Raw genomic sequence first — 13,656 nt, forward strand, 5'->3', positions numbered from 1 at the left:
CTAGCCTGCGATGACGATTATCGCGGCGAGGAGCCCATCCCGGTATGATCGCGGTCGAGGCCACCGCTGGAACGGAAGCGGGCCGCGGGGTCAGCCGTGGGCGCGACGCCGCCGACCAACGCCGCCACCAGCGCGTGCGGGTCGCCGTGCTCGGCCGCTACATGCTGGCCGACCGCCGGGAATATCCGTGCCAGACCGAGGACATGTCGCCGGGCGGCGTCCGGCTGACCTGCGCGGTGGTGGGCGAGATCGGCGAGCGCGTGGTGCTCTACCTGGAGCATATCGGCCGGATCGAGGGCGTCATCGCGCGTCACAGCGCGGGCGGCTTCGCCGTCCAGCTCAACGCGACGCCGCGCAAGCGGGACAAGATCGCCTCGCAGCTGACCTGGCTCGCCAACCGGGAGATCCTGGGCCTGCCCGAGGGCCGCTCCCACGAGCGTCTCGTGCCGACCCATACGGCGGTGACCCTGCGGGTCGAGAGTGGGCGGGAGATCCAGGCCCGGCTGATCGACATCTCGATGTCGGGCGTGGCCATCGCCAGCTCGGCGACGCTGCCCCTCGGGGCGGCCGTGACGGTGGGCAGCACCCCCGGGCGGCTGGTCCGCTACTTCGAGGGCGGCTTCGGCGTGCAGTTCCTGCTGCCGCTCTCCCCCGACCGCTTCCATGCCGGGATGACGCTGTAGGGTCTCCCCCGGGCGTCTCAGATCTTCTTCGCGAGCTGAGCCGCGGTCTCCTCGGCCGGGCGCGAGAGGTCGAGCGCGCCGAGGAAGCGGTTCTGCGCGTCCATCACGTAGACGATCGCGGTGTGCTCCATCGTGTAATCGCCGTCCTTGCCGGGCACCTTGCGGGCATAGGCGCGATACGCCTTCTCGGTGGCGACCACCTGCTCGGGGCTGCCGGTGAGCCCGGTGATGCGCGGATCGAAGCTCGACAGGTAGGTCTTCAGGCTCGCCGGGTCGTCGCGCTCCGGGTCGACGGTGACGAAGGCGACGCGCATGCGCTCGGCCTTCGGCCCGAGGGCGGCGAGCACGTCCGAGACCTGCTGCAGCGTCGTCGGGCACACGTCCGGGCAATGGGTGAAGCCGAAGAACACGAGGTGCGGCGCGCCGGTGAAATCCCGCTCGGTGACGGTGCGGCCGTTCTGATCGACCAGCGTGAACGGGCCGCCGACACCGGGAACGCCCACCGGCGCCCGGTCCGGCATGAAGGCGAACACCGCCGCCCCGGTCAGGCCGACGAGGCCGAGGCAGAAGGCGAGGAGCGGGATCAGGGCGCGGCGCATCTCTTCGGACTCCGACCTCCGTGCTGCGGCTGGCACAGCACGGAACGGCGCGCGAAGGCAAGCCGGCTCGCCTGGGACCTGATGTCAGGGCTTGAACGTCAGGGCTTGGCGGCGGGCTCTCCGGCGGGCGGGGCGGCCGCGGCGCCCTTCGGCGGCTCCTTGCCGAGATAGATGTATTCCGGCGCGGCCTTCAGCTGATCCTTGGTCGTGTCGATGCGGGCCTGGAGCGTCTTGTCGTCGGTCCGGTCGAGCTTCATCACCGACGGGTCGACGGCCACGTACTTCGAGCCGATCCCCAGGAAGCCGCCGACGCCGATGATCCAGGCCTTCACGCTGCCCTTCTGGTCCAGGACGAAGTCGGCGATCTGCCCGATCGTGTCGTTGGCCGCGTTGGTGACGTTGGCCCCGATCAGCTTGCTGGCGACCATGTCGTCGGGGGTCTGGGCCACGAAGGTCGGGCGCAGGTTGTCGGCCATGGTGGCCGGCTGACCGGGGACCGGCGTCGCCGGCGCGCCGGCATTCGGGGTCGGGTTGGCATTCTGCGCCGCGGCGGTTGCGAGGCCGGCCAGCAGAAGGGCCGAGGCGAGGAACGGAGTGCGCATCGGGTCAGGACTTTCGGACAGGGATCGCAAACGAAGGTGGCGCCGCCTTAAGCCTTTGGCGCAGCGTAAGTTCCGCCGATTTTCATCCCGTCGCGCCGATTGCGTGCCCCTTTGCCGGCTGCGCGTCCGCGACCTGGGACTCGGCGTTCGGCGGCATCACCGTCGCGAGCGTCGCGTTCATGCGTGCCGAGAGCCACGCCACGAAGCGGCTCGCCCGCTCGTCCCGGTCGATCGGATGGGCCGAGAGGGCGACGTATTGCGTGCCGTCCGGCCGGAACCCGCAGGGGCCGCACAGGCGCCCGGCCGCCAGATCGCGCCCGACCATGTGGATCGAGGCCAGGGCGACGCCCTGCCCGGCCAGAGCCGCCTCGATCGCCAGGTAGAAATGCTCGTAGGTCATATCCGCGGTGCAGGCGATCGCCGGACGGTTCAGGCGCGTCCAGGCCGCCCAGGCATCGGGCCGGCTGCGGGTATGGAGGGCCGGCAGGTGGAACCGGCCCGGATCCGCCTCGAATCTCGACAGGGCCTCCGGGCTGCAGACCGGTCCCATCGCCTCGTCGCAGATCACCCGGGCATGCAGCGTGCCGTCGATCGCGAAGTCGTTCCGGCGGATGGCGAGATCGACATGGTCCCGCCGGAAATCGATGCGTCCCCCGGCCGCCAGCACCCGCACCTCGATCCCGGTATCCTGCAGAAACGCGCCGAGGCTCGGGATCAGGAATTTCAGGCACAGGGTCGGCTCGCAGGACACGATCAGCGGTTGCCGGGGCTCCCCGGCGCGGAAGTCGGCGAGCGCATCCTCCAGGTCGCCGAAGATGCCCCGCAGCCGGGCGGCCAGCGCGCGTCCCCGCTCCGTCAGGAACACGCCCCGGTTTCTGCGGACGAACAGCGCCGCGCCGAGATCCGCCTCGAGGTTCTTGATCTGCTTGCTGACGGCGCCGTGGGTGACGTGAAGCTCCTCCGCGGCCCGGGTCAGGCTCCCGTGGCGGGCGGCCGATTCGAACACCCGCAATGCGCCGAGTTGCGGCAGGCGCGAGCGCATGGGGTCCGGGGCATCCATGCGGTGAGTTTTCCTCACGCTTCCCGGTGAGAGCAACTCGATTTTTTCACTCCGGCGCCCGTGCTTCCATGAGCCGACCGCAGCGACCGCAAGACATGCGATCCCGGTCCGGCAACAGCGAGACCCCAGCCATCCGCGTCGGCGACGATGCGCGGCCGGGCCCGCGATCCTTGAGGAGTTCGCGATGGAGCAGGCCGCTCTGATCGTCCCCGTCGTCTGGCTGGCCGTGCTGAGCCCCGGCGCCGATTTCGCCATGGTGTCGCGCAACAGCTGCCTCTACGGCCGCCAGGCGGGCCTCGCGGTCAGCACCGGGATCGCGATCGCGTGCTGGTTTCACGTCGCCTACGCGATCCTCGGGATCGCGTTGATCGAGCGCACGCTCCCCAACGCCTTCGGCATCGTCAGGATCCTGGGCGCCGCCTATCTGATCTACATGGGCGTCTCGATGGTCCTGCGCCGCCGGGCGGCCGAGCCGGATGCCGCCGGGCCTCCCGCCACCTTCAGCGCGCGCGGCGTCGTCACCGGCCTGCTGACCAACGGGCTCAATCCGAAGACCTCCGTCTTCGTGATCAGCATCTACAGCCAGGCGCTGGGCCCGGACGCGCCGTTGCGGCAGCAGATCGCCTGGGGCCTGTTCATCTCGCTGTCCCACCTGGCGTGGTTCGCCCTGGTCTCGTCGTACCTCTCGAAGCCGGGCGTCCGCGCCTTCGTCCTGCGCCGCCAGATCCTGTTCAACCGGGCGATCGGCGTCGTCCTCACGCTGTTCGGGACGATGCTTCTGTACGTCAACCAGCCGGGCGGCATGCTGTAGCCCGGGCCGGGAGCGCGCCGCTTTGACGGCGGGGCGCCGGCCGATCACAAGCCTGGCCCCATGCTGCGCCTCGTCCTCTACCAACCCGACATCCCCCAGAACACCGGCACCATGCTGCGGATGGCCGCCTGCCTCGGGCTGGCGGTCGAGATCGTCGAGCCCGCGGGCTTCGACGTCTCGGACCGGCACCTGCGCCGCGCGGGCCTCGATTACCTCGACCACGTGGCGATCACCCGGCACCGCTCGTTCTCGGCCTTCGAGGCCTGGCGGGCCGAGGCCCGCCTGCGGCTGGTGCTCGCCACCACGGCGGGCGCCCGGCCCCACACGGATTTCACGTTCCGCCCGGACGATTGCGTCATGGTCGGGCGTGAATCGGCCGGCGTGCCCGACGCCGTCCACGCGGCCGCCGATGCGCGGGTGGTGGTGCCGATCCGGACGGGCCTGCGCTCGCTCAACGTCGCGGTCGCGGCCGCGATGATCGCCGGCGAAGCCCTGCGGCAGACCGGCGGGTTCGAACCGGATCGCGCCCCGTCGGCTTGATAGGGGCGGGCCGCCGGAAGCACCCGCGCCGCCAGCCCGGGAGACGCGCCGCATGACCGAACCCGCCCCCTACAGGCCCTCCCGGCGCCACGCCGATCTGGGCCCGGCCTTCTACGATCCCGTGACGGCCGCGCGCTTCCCCGCGACGATCCTGCGCTACCGCAACCAGGCCTGGGCCGCGCGCGTCGGCCTCGCCGGCCTCTCGGAGGCGGACTGGATCGGCCATTTCGGCCGGTTCGAGCCGCTGTCCGGCAGCTTGGAGACGCCGCTGGCGCTGCGCTACCACGGCCACCAGTTCCGCTCGTACAATCCCGAACTCGGCGACGGTCGCGGCTTCCTGTTCGCGCAGGTGCACGACCTCAAGGACGGGCGGCTGCTCGATCTCGGCACCAAGGGCAGCGGCACGACGCCGTGGTCGCGCGGCGCCGACGGACGGCTCACCCTCAAGGGCGGCGTGCGCGAGGTTCTGGCCTCGGCTCTGCTGGAAGCGCAGGGCGTCGACACGTCCAAGAGCTTCAGCCTGATCGAGACCGGCGAGGATCTCGTGCGCGGCGACGAGCCTTCGCCGGCCCGCTCCAGCGTGCTGGTGCGGCTCTCCCACGGGCATATCCGGATCGGCACCTTCCAGCGCTTCCGGGCGCTCGGCGAGCCCGACAACATCGCCCGGCTGCTCGACCACACGATCGCGACCCACCGGCCCGAGCTCTGGCGCGACAGCCTGGAGGATCGGGGTGTCGCCTTCCTGGAGGACGTGGTCGCCCGGGTCGCCCGGCTCGGCGCGCAATGGGCGGCGGCGGGCTTCGTCCACGGGGTGCTCAACACCGACAACATCAACGTCACCGGCGAGAGCTTCGATTACGGCCCCTGGCGGTTCCTGCCGCATTATGACCCGGACTTCACCGCCGCCTATTTCGACGAGACCGGCCTCTACAGCTTCGGCCGCCAGCCGGAGGCGCTGTTCTGGAACCTCGCCCGGCTGGCCGACTGCCTCCTGACGCTGGCCCCGCAGGCGCGGCTCGAGGGCGCCCTCTCAGGTTTCGGTCCCGCCCTGCAGGAGGCCTTCGCGAAGGCCCTGTTCGGCCGGCTGGGCTTGGCGGAGGCGTCGCGGCCCGAGACCGACCGGTTGGTCTCGGCGGTCTGGCGGTTCCTGGCCGAGACCCGCGCGCCGTTCGAGCGGTTCTTCTTCGACTGGTACGGCGGCCCGGCGAGCGCCGGGCGTGCGGAGGCCGGCCCGAGCGCCGGCCATTACCGGTCGGAGGCCTTCGCGCCGGTGCGGGCGGCGCTCGACGCGCTGGCCCCGGCCCCGGGCGCGCGGCTCGACCATCCCTATTTCGCGGGCGCGCCCTGCACGATGCTGATCGAGGAGGTCGAGGCGCTCTGGGCGCCGATCGTGGAGGCCGACGATTGGTCGCTGTTCGCCGCCAAGCTCGCCGCGGTGGCGCAGATGGCCGAGGCCTGCGGCACGTCGCCCGCGGCAGCGGCCTGAGCCTCCTCGTCCGCCAGCCGTCGGCGCTCCTCGGCGTAGCCCCCCGCGATGGCCATATCGACGAGGCGGCGGGTCAGCCGGAAGGCCAGCCAGAACAGGACGAGGCAGACGGCAGTCGCGGCGGCAGCCTTGAGCGGGTCCACGGGACTCCTCGAACAATCTCCCCTATGTCGGGGGCGCCCCTCTTAGAGCCGCCCTGGACCGCGTTGCAATTGGACTTGGCTCCAAGGTCGTCTCCGACAGGGGCCCCAGCCCCGCGCCAACGCCGAACCGGGGCCGGTCCGGCGGCGGGCGTTCTCGAATTCAGGCAGGTGCCGTTGCGCGAGACCTTCCACATCGAAGTCCTCGGTCCCGAGGCGGACGAGGTCCAGACGCGGATCTCCGTGCGCGTCGGCAGCCTGGAGACCGCCCAGGAGCGGGCCCTGCGCCTGTTCGCCCGGGCCCGGGTCCCCCAGCGCTCCGGCGAGCCGGCCCAGGCCGTGCGGGTGATCGACGGCGCCGGCCGCGAGGTGTTCTTTCGCAGCCGCTTCGACTCGGCCGATTGAACCGGCCGATGCGCGCCGCCCTGATCCTGCCCGGGCTCGTCCTGCTCACCGGCGTGCTGTTCCTGCGCAGCTACACCCTGGCGCCGGCCCCCGACCGGCGCGGCGGCACGACGCTGCAGCTGACCTGGCCGAACCGCCCGGTCTTCGGCAGCCCGCGGGCCGATTGCCTCGGAACGCCCGCGGACGAGCCGGTCGTCCCCTGCCTGATCGCCTCGGTCAATCGGGCTCGGGGCGAGGGCATAGGGCTGATCCAGCTGCCGTTCTGCGCGACCTGCTACGCCCTGTCCGAGCGGATCGCCCGCCTCGGTCGCGACGAGGCGGCAGTGCAGGCCCGACTCACGCAGATCGCGCGCTTCGGCTGGTGAGGCGGGCCCGGGCTGTCAGAAGCAGGCGACGCATCCGCCCCGACCACAGTCCGGACGCGCCGCGTTCAACGGCGGGCGCGGGGCTCGCCCCGAGAGACGGGTGCGTGATCGCATTGCAGCAGCTACGCCCAAGGCGTACATTGGCGCATGGATTTCGACTGGTCGGATGCGAAGGAAGCGGAGGTCCGCGCCGAGCGCGGCCACGGCTTCCGCGTTCCGAGCCGGATCTTCGCAGGCCGAACCGTCGAGTGGGAGGATGACCGCGACGATTACGGTGAGATCCGCATGGTCGCAGTCGGCCGGGTTGAACGCCGATACTGGACGGTCGTCTACACGGACCGGGAGGACGCAACGGGACCCTACCGCTGGATCATCACCGCTTGGCCGTCCGAGAAATGGGAACAGCAACGATGGCACGCAGGAGCCTAGAGGACCTCATGGCCGGCGAGGCGGATCTCGATGTCGAGAAGCTCGCGGCCACCACCGACGAAGATATTCGCGGCTACAAGGCCCAGGACGGATTCGCCGATATGCCGTCCGGGCCGGCGCGTCCCGTCCTCGCGCCGGCCGAGGTGCGCACGCGGCTGGGCCTGACGCAGGAGGCATTCGCCCGCGCCCTGCAGATCCCGGTAGCGACCCTGCGGAACTGGGAGCAGAACAGGAAGCTACCCGACCCCGCGGCCCGCTCGTTGCTGAACGCAGTAGCCCGGGAACCGGAAGCTGTTTTGCGCGCTCTCGGCTCGCCGGTCGCGGCACCGGCGAAGAGGCTGTCCCGATAGCATTGCGGCAGCGAGGCGAAGCAGGCCGCCGGGATCGCGCGTCTACGCGGGCAAGATTTTCGTCATCCAGATATAGGAATGGCCCGGCGGCAAATCGTCCATCCGACCAATCTCGACATACCCAAATCTCTTATAAAATTCCGGCGCCTGAAACGTCATCGTGCCGAGTCGGAACTTGATACATCCGCGTTTGCGGGCTTCCTGTTCGGCCTCGGTCAATAGCCGGGTTCCAATGCCTCGGCCGCGATGTTCTTCCCTCACCCACAGCATCGCGATCGCGAACCAATCCCACTGGATAAAGCCTTGGAGCCCGCCCAGCACAGTTCCTTGATCGTCGCGACAGATGAACCACAACGGTTTCGTCGGATCGGGACCGTTGTGCAACGCATTGAACGCATTCAGCCCATCTTCGACGATCTTGGCCGCCGCGTCGGCTTCTGTGCTGATCGTGATGGTGCTTGCAGTCATTGTAAGCGTCCGAGGTGAAAAATTCGAACACCGACGCGCGGAGCGTTGCTCTCACCGATAGGATCGGAAGGGTTTCGGGCCGAGATTTGCCGCTTCAGGCGAGCGAGAAGACAGCCCTTATTCCTCACACGATGACCCGGGGCTGCGAAACGACTCACGCAGATCGCGCGCTTCGGCTGGTGAGGCGGGCCCGGGCGACGCGCTCGCGGGCGCGCTCCAGGGTTCGGGCCAGGGGGAACAGCGGGTCGCGCCCGGCCTCGACCAGGAGGTGGGCGATCGGGCGCCGCTCCGTCCAGAAGGTCGAGCCGAGGGCGAAGTCCGGCGGGGCGCAGGAGTCGATCCGTTCGATGTCCTCCCCGGCCAGGACCGCCTCGGTCAGGCGGTGGACGAGCTGCACCCCGGGGGCGGCCTCCGGGTCGGCCTCATCGTGGGCGATCTTAAGCACCCAGGCCTCGGCGCCGGTGAGCGGCAGGATCGCGGAAGCGAGGATCCGGTCGTCCCGGCGCAGCCGGGCGACGCGCACGCGCCCCTCGGCCCCGAGATCGGCCAGGGCGGCGCGCAGGAACGCGACCTCGTCGGGCCGCTGCCCCAGGCCAGTGCCGGCCCGGCCCTTCCAGCCCGCCGCCTCCAGGGCGACGTGGTCGTCCAGGGCGCGGTCGAGCGCCGCGGGGGCATCCAGGATCTCGAGCGCGACGGGACCCGCGGCCTCCAGGCGCTGCCGGGCGAGGCGCAGCTTGCGCCGGCGCTTGCCGGAGAGGTGGTCGAGATACGTCGCCCGCGCCGGCATCGACCGGCCGGTCACGTCGAGCAGACCGCGTTCATGCGGCCAGTAGGCCGCCTGCCGCGTCCCGCGCGCAGCCAGCAGGTCGACGAGCGGACCATCCGCGGGCGCGTTCGGCAGGAACAACCGCGGCGGCAGGCCGAGCGTCCGCGGCGCGGCGAGCAATCCCGCGAGCGCGGCCTCCGGGTCGGCGCCGTCGAGGAGCGGGGCGCCGAAGGGGCCGTAGCCGTGGGTCCAGCCCATCAGCACCGGAAGCGGTACGCCCCAGCGGCGCCACGACACCCGGAACGGCCAGGCGGCCAGGAACCGCACGCCCGGCGCCTCGGGCGGACGGTCGGCGACGACCAGCAGACGGATACCGGCGCCGAAGGATTTTCGGGCCGCCAGCGCGTAGCCGGCCTCGTAGAACGGGTTGCGGATATGGGCCTCCGCGCCGAGCGCCCGCCAGGCCGGGATCCAGGCGGCGGCGGGATCGAGGGGCCGAACCGCGGCGACGAGGCCGCCGGGAAGCGTCGCGGTGTCCGGCATGGCGCGCCCGTCAGGCCGCGAGCCGGTGGCGGATCGCACCGGCAAAACCGAGCACGTCGAAGTGCCAGGCGGTCGCCCCCGCCCCGACGACCAGCAGGACCAGCCGCAGGGCCTGACCCGGCGGCATCAGCCCCCCCGGGACCAGGCCGATCCCGGCGATGACCGCGCCGCAGACCAGGGCGGCGCCCGCAATCCCCGCCATGTCGGCGAGCGGCAGCGGCATCGGGGTGCCGGCCCGGTAGGCGCCGAGCACCAGCACCAGGCAGGCCGCCGCCTGCCCGCCCGCGAAGGCGAGCGCCGCCCCGGAAGCGCCGAATCTCGGGATCAGCAGCAGGGACAGGATTGCCACCACCGCCAGGGTGGCGAAGGCCGCCGCCGCCTCGAGCCGGCTGGTGCGGGTAAAGTAGATCACCTGCCCGAAATAATAGGCCCGGAACATCATCAGGATGCTGGCCAGGATCAGGACCGGGGCGAGCGCCCGCGCCTCCGCCCGGTAATCCGGCCCGAGCAGCACCGCGACCACGAGGTCGTCGAAGCACAGGAAGAACACCGCCCCGAAGGCGGCGATCAGGGTCATGGCCCGGGCGGCGTCGCTCAGAACCCCGGAGGCGGCCGCGATGCCGCCCACCCGCGCCTCGCGCTTGGCGATGGAGATCAGCGACAGGGCGATCGCCTCACCGAACACGATGAAGCTCTGCTTCAGGAAGTCGGCCAGCGCCCCGTAGGCGCCGAGCCCCGCGGGCCCCACCGTCTTGGCGATGATCAGCCGGTCGAGGCTCTGGGCGAGGGCCGCCGTCCCGAACGAGAGGACCAGCGGCCAGCCATAGGCGAACAGGCGCAGCGCCTCGGCCCGGCTGCCGCGGCCGGGCATCATCGGGGCGATGGTGATCGCGGCCGGCAGCGCCGCCAGGGCGTTGGCGGCGGCCACGGCAAAAGCGAGGTGCAGCGGATCGGTGGACAGGTGAAGCGCCAGGCTGCCCAAGCCGAGGATCAGCACGGCCCGGCTCATCACCGAGGCCGCCACCGCCCCAGCCTTGAGGCGCGTGCGGGCGATCTCGGTGGAGCCCTCGAACAGGGTCGTGCCGAAGGCGAGCGCCAGGATCGCCGCCGCCATAGGGGCGGGGACGAGCCCGAGCCCGGCCGCGAACGCGCTGCCGAGGCCGGCGAGCAGCAGCGTGCCGCCCAGGATCCGCACCACGGTGCCGACCTGCGCCGGCTCGCGGGCCTCGTCGTAGAGGGCGAAGAACGCGAATTTCGGCCACTGGCAGGTCGCCCCGTAGAGCACCAGCGCCCAGGACAGGACGTACAGGTAGGTGCCGTAATTCTCCACCGGCGCGAGCCGGGTGAACACCGCCACGGAGGCCATGTTCAGGGCGGCGGCGAAGCCGCGCGAGCCGACATAGATCAGGCTGTGCCGGGCAATCATGTCCTACGCATCACGCGCCATAAGGGTCGCCGGTCCGGCGATACCCCTTATGGCGCGCAAGCGTTAGAGCATCGTTCCGGATACCTGAACGATACTTTAAGACGACGTTGCTTCGAACCCGCACGCCGGCAAGCGCTGCCTCGACGACTTACTCAGCGCCGGATCAGCGACCGCCCGGTCATCTCGGCGGGCTGGTCGAGGCCCATCAGGTCGAGGAGGGTCGGCGCGACATCGGCCAGGCGGCCGTCGGAGAGCGCCACGCCGTCGACGCCGACGAGCGTCACCGGCACCGGGTTGAGCGTGTGGGCGGTGTGCGGCTCGCCGGTCTCGGGATCGCGCATCATCTCGCAATTGCCGTGGTCGGCGGTGACGAGCAGGGCCCCACCGCTCGCCGTAATGGCGTCGACCACGCGGCCGAGGCAGGTATCGACCGTCTCCACCGCCTTCACGGCCGCGGCGAGGCTGCCGGTATGGCCGACCATGTCGGGATTGGCGAAGTTCAGGAGGATCATGTCGTAGCGGCCGGAGCCGATCGCCTCCACGGCCCGGTCGGTCAGCTCCGCGGCCGACATCTCCGGCTGCAGGTCGTAGGTCGCGACCTTCGGCGACGGAATCAGGATCGCGTCCTGGCCCTCGAACGGCGCCTCGCGGCCGCCGTTCATGAAGTAGGTGACGTGGGGGTATTTCTCGGTCTCGGCCATGCGCAGCTGGGTGCGCCCGGCCCGGGAGACGGTCTCGCCGAGGCCGTTCGGCAGGTCGAGGGGGCCGAACAGGGTGTCGGCGAAGGCGTCGATCTCGACGCTGTACTGGACGATCCCGAGGGCGGCGGCGAACCGGACCGTCCGCGTGCGCGCGAAACCCGTGAAGGCCGGATCGAGCAGGGCTTCGAGGATCTGCCGGGTCCGGTCGGCGCGGAAGTTGAAGCTCAGCACACCGTCGCCGTCGTTCATGCCGGCATAATCGCCGATGATGGCGGGCCGCAGGAACTCGTCCGACAGGTCGACAACGTAGGAAGCGGCGATCGCCTCCATGGCGCTCGCAAACCGGGCGCCGCGCGCCGCGGTCATCGCGTCGTAGGCGATCGAGACCCGCTCCCAGCGCCGGTCGCGGTCCATCGCGTAGTAGCGGCCGCACAGGGTGGCGATGCGCGCGCCCTCGGGGAGCGCGGCCTCCACGGTCTCGAAGCAGGCGGCGGCGGAACGGGGCGGCATGTCGCGCCCGTCCGTGAAGGCGTGGAGGCGGACCGGCACGCCGGCCTCGACCAGAACCCGGGCCAGCGCCACCGCGTGGTCCTGGTGGGCGTGGACGCCCCCGGGCGAGAGCAGGCCGACGAGATGGCAGGTGCCGCCGCTCGCCCGCAGCCGGTCGATGAACCGGACCAGCGCCGGGTTAGTGGCGAGCGAGCCGTCCGCGACGGCGGCGTCGATCCGCGGCAGGTCCTGCATGACCACCCGGCCGGCGCCGATATTCAGGTGCCCGACCTCGGAATTGCCCATCTGCCCCTCGGGCAAGCCGACATCGGCGCCGTAGGTCATCAGGCGCGCCCGGGGACGCTCGCGCATCAGGGCGTCGAAGACGGGGGTGCGCGCCTGGAGCACGGCGTTGTCGGCGACCGTATCCCGGAGTCCCCAGCCATCGAGGATCACGAGCATCACGGGGCGCGGGGTCCTGTCGGGCACGGTCACAACACTCCAAAGCCGTCACGGCACGATGCGGGGTCCGGGACTCACGGGGTCCGGAAACGTTGCGCGTGTCGATAATCGGCTTGACCGTGCGAGACTACAGCCCTGGATAGAAATCCGCGACGGATGCGGAACGGCGTCCGGCTTCTGACACCGGATTCGCGGGGTCTGCGCGCGGGAAACCCCGTCAATTGACGCTCGCCGGGTCCGATCCGGGCGGGACGCCGAGCAGGGGCGGCTTCCGGCGTAGCGCAGTCCGCAGCAGCGTCCGGCGATAGCCCCGATGCGACAGGAACCCGGCGGCCCAGGCCAGGTGCATCGCGATCGCCGCCGGGCCACTCATGACCAGCATCGGCTCCCGCGCCTTGAGCGCCAGCGCGAGGCCGCTCAGCCCGCAGCCGCCCGCGTAGACCGCGAGCAGGATCAGCAGCGCCGGCGCGACCGTGACGAGGGCCAGGGCGGCGACGCCGTAGAGCAGGACCAGTGGCGGCAGCATCTGGCGCAGCCGCGGCAGGCTGGCATGCTTCTCCAGGGTCCGGGCGCAGCCGCGACCGTACAGGAAGTATTGCCGCGTCAGGCTGAACAGGGTCGCGCGGGGGAAATAGGTCACGGCGAGATCGGCCGCGAGATAGATCCTGCCGCCGGCGGCGCATAACCGGCGGTCGAGCTCGGCATCCTCGTTGTGGGAGAAGCTCTCGTCGTAGCCGCCGACCCGCAGGAACTCGCGCCGGTCGAAGATGGCGTGGTGGCCGTGGGAGACGTAGCCCGAGATCCCGCCCAGGCGGTGCGCCGAGCCGCCATTGCCGAGCCGGCTGTTCTGCGCCGCCGCGATGGCCCGCTGCAGGGGCGTCACCCCGATCGTCCGCAGCGGCACGACCACCGAGACCGCCTCGCGCAGGCGGATCGTCCGCACCAGGTCCCGCACCCAGTGCTCGGGATAGGCGGCGTGGCAATCGGCGCGCACGAGGTAGGTGGAGCGGGAATCCGCGAGCCGCGCCGCCAGGTTGAGGCCCGAGGCCTGGATGCGCCGGGCGTTGTGGATCAGCTGGATCCGCGGGTCTGCGGCGCTCAGCGCCCGGACGATCGCGCAGGTCTCGTCGCTGCTGCCGCCATCCATCACCAGCAACTCGCAGGGGAGCGTGCCGGATTCCGGCATCACCGAGCGGATCGCCTCGGCGATGTGGCGGGCCTCGTTCAAGGCCGGCATGGCGATCGTCACGAGCGGGATGCCGGCGCCGTCCGAACCATCGTCCGAAGCATCGTTCATGGCGGTTCTCCTGAGACCAGGGCCCGATCTTTCG

16 protein-coding genes are annotated in these 13,656 nt (G+C 71.2%); 8 read left to right on the forward strand and 8 right to left on the reverse strand.

Annotation, left to right across the window (positions count from 1 at the left end; genetic code table 11):
- Positions 1–44: 44 nt before the first annotated feature.
- A complete protein-coding gene (locus WYO_RS23730; RefSeq protein WP_007567366.1) occupies positions 45–683 on the forward strand; it encodes a PilZ domain-containing protein in 639 nt (212 codons plus the stop codon).
- A 17-nt stretch (positions 684–700) separates the two neighbouring features.
- On the opposite strand, the gene WYO_RS23735 is transcribed toward WYO_RS23730, so the two are convergent.
- The 3 genes from WYO_RS23735 to WYO_RS23745 form a co-directional block, all read right to left on the reverse strand.
- Positions 701–1,282 carry an SCO family protein gene (locus tag WYO_RS23735; protein WP_007567368.1) on the reverse strand — a complete coding sequence of 194 codons (582 nt, stop codon included), beginning with the start codon at positions 1,280–1,282 and terminating at the stop codon, positions 701–703.
- Between the two features lie 98 nt (positions 1,283–1,380).
- On the reverse strand, positions 1,381–1,884 hold the full coding sequence (locus WYO_RS23740; protein WP_007567370.1) for a PRC-barrel domain-containing protein: 504 nt from the start codon (positions 1,882–1,884) through the stop codon (positions 1,381–1,383).
- Positions 1,885–1,966: 82 nt separating this feature from the next.
- Positions 1,967–2,944 (reverse strand): LysR family transcriptional regulator, encoded by a 978-nt coding sequence (locus WYO_RS23745; RefSeq protein WP_007567372.1) that lies wholly within the window; start codon positions 2,942–2,944, stop codon positions 1,967–1,969.
- Between the two features lie 184 nt (positions 2,945–3,128).
- Between WYO_RS23745 and WYO_RS23750 the strand changes: the two genes are divergently transcribed.
- The 7 genes from WYO_RS23750 (at position 3,129) to WYO_RS23780 (ending at position 7,470) form a co-directional block, all read left to right on the forward strand.
- Complete coding sequence (locus WYO_RS23750) at positions 3,129–3,755, forward strand: LysE family transporter (RefSeq protein ID WP_007567374.1); 627 nt, start codon at positions 3,129–3,131, stop codon at positions 3,753–3,755.
- Positions 3,756–3,815: 60 nt separating this feature from the next.
- Positions 3,816–4,295, forward strand: coding sequence for a tRNA (cytidine(34)-2'-O)-methyltransferase (locus WYO_RS23755; RefSeq protein WP_007567377.1), 480 nt, complete (start codon positions 3,816–3,818; stop codon positions 4,293–4,295).
- Between the two features lie 52 nt (positions 4,296–4,347).
- Positions 4,348–5,781, forward strand: coding sequence for a protein adenylyltransferase SelO (locus WYO_RS23760; protein ID WP_007567378.1), 1,434 nt, complete (start codon positions 4,348–4,350; stop codon positions 5,779–5,781).
- A gap of 317 nt (positions 5,782–6,098) precedes the next feature.
- The gene (locus tag WYO_RS23765; protein WP_007567380.1) at positions 6,099–6,326 is read left to right on the forward strand and encodes a hypothetical protein; all 228 of its coding nucleotides are present in this window, start codon (positions 6,099–6,101) and stop codon (positions 6,324–6,326) included.
- A gap of 8 nt (positions 6,327–6,334) precedes the next feature.
- Complete coding sequence (locus WYO_RS23770; RefSeq protein WP_007567381.1) at positions 6,335–6,691, forward strand: hypothetical protein; 357 nt, start codon at positions 6,335–6,337, stop codon at positions 6,689–6,691.
- 147 nt (positions 6,692–6,838) lie between these two features.
- Positions 6,839–7,120: a BrnT family toxin gene (locus tag WYO_RS23775; protein WP_007567383.1), complete on the forward strand. Its 282-nt coding sequence runs from the start codon at positions 6,839–6,841 to the stop codon at positions 7,118–7,120.
- 8 nt (positions 7,121–7,128) lie between these two features.
- Positions 7,129–7,470, forward strand: a complete 342-nt coding sequence (locus WYO_RS23780; RefSeq protein WP_007567385.1) for a helix-turn-helix domain-containing protein — start codon at positions 7,129–7,131, stop codon at positions 7,468–7,470.
- A gap of 42 nt (positions 7,471–7,512) precedes the next feature.
- On the opposite strand, the gene WYO_RS23785 is transcribed toward WYO_RS23780, so the two are convergent.
- From WYO_RS23785 to WYO_RS23805, 5 genes are all read right to left on the reverse strand, one after another.
- Positions 7,513–7,938, reverse strand: coding sequence for a GNAT family N-acetyltransferase (locus WYO_RS23785; protein WP_007567388.1), 426 nt, complete (start codon positions 7,936–7,938; stop codon positions 7,513–7,515).
- Positions 7,939–8,092: 154 nt separating this feature from the next.
- A complete protein-coding gene (locus tag WYO_RS23790; RefSeq protein WP_007567390.1) occupies positions 8,093–9,247 on the reverse strand; it encodes a GNAT family N-acetyltransferase in 1,155 nt (384 codons plus the stop codon).
- Between the two features lie 10 nt (positions 9,248–9,257).
- Positions 9,258–10,673: a polysaccharide biosynthesis C-terminal domain-containing protein gene (locus WYO_RS23795; RefSeq protein ID WP_007567392.1), complete on the reverse strand. Its 1,416-nt coding sequence runs from the start codon at positions 10,671–10,673 to the stop codon at positions 9,258–9,260.
- 152 nt (positions 10,674–10,825) lie between these two features.
- On the reverse strand, positions 10,826–12,325 hold the full coding sequence (gpmI, locus tag WYO_RS23800) for a 2,3-bisphosphoglycerate-independent phosphoglycerate mutase (protein ID WP_039903951.1): 1,500 nt from the start codon (positions 12,323–12,325) through the stop codon (positions 10,826–10,828).
- A gap of 217 nt (positions 12,326–12,542) precedes the next feature.
- Positions 12,543–13,622, reverse strand: a complete 1,080-nt coding sequence (locus tag WYO_RS23805; RefSeq protein WP_007567396.1) for a glycosyltransferase family 2 protein — start codon at positions 13,620–13,622, stop codon at positions 12,543–12,545.
- Positions 13,623–13,656: the final 34 nt, after the last annotated feature.

The organism is Methylobacterium sp. GXF4, from assembly GCF_000272495.1.
Lineage (GTDB): Bacteria > Pseudomonadota > Alphaproteobacteria > Rhizobiales > Beijerinckiaceae > Methylobacterium > Methylobacterium brachiatum.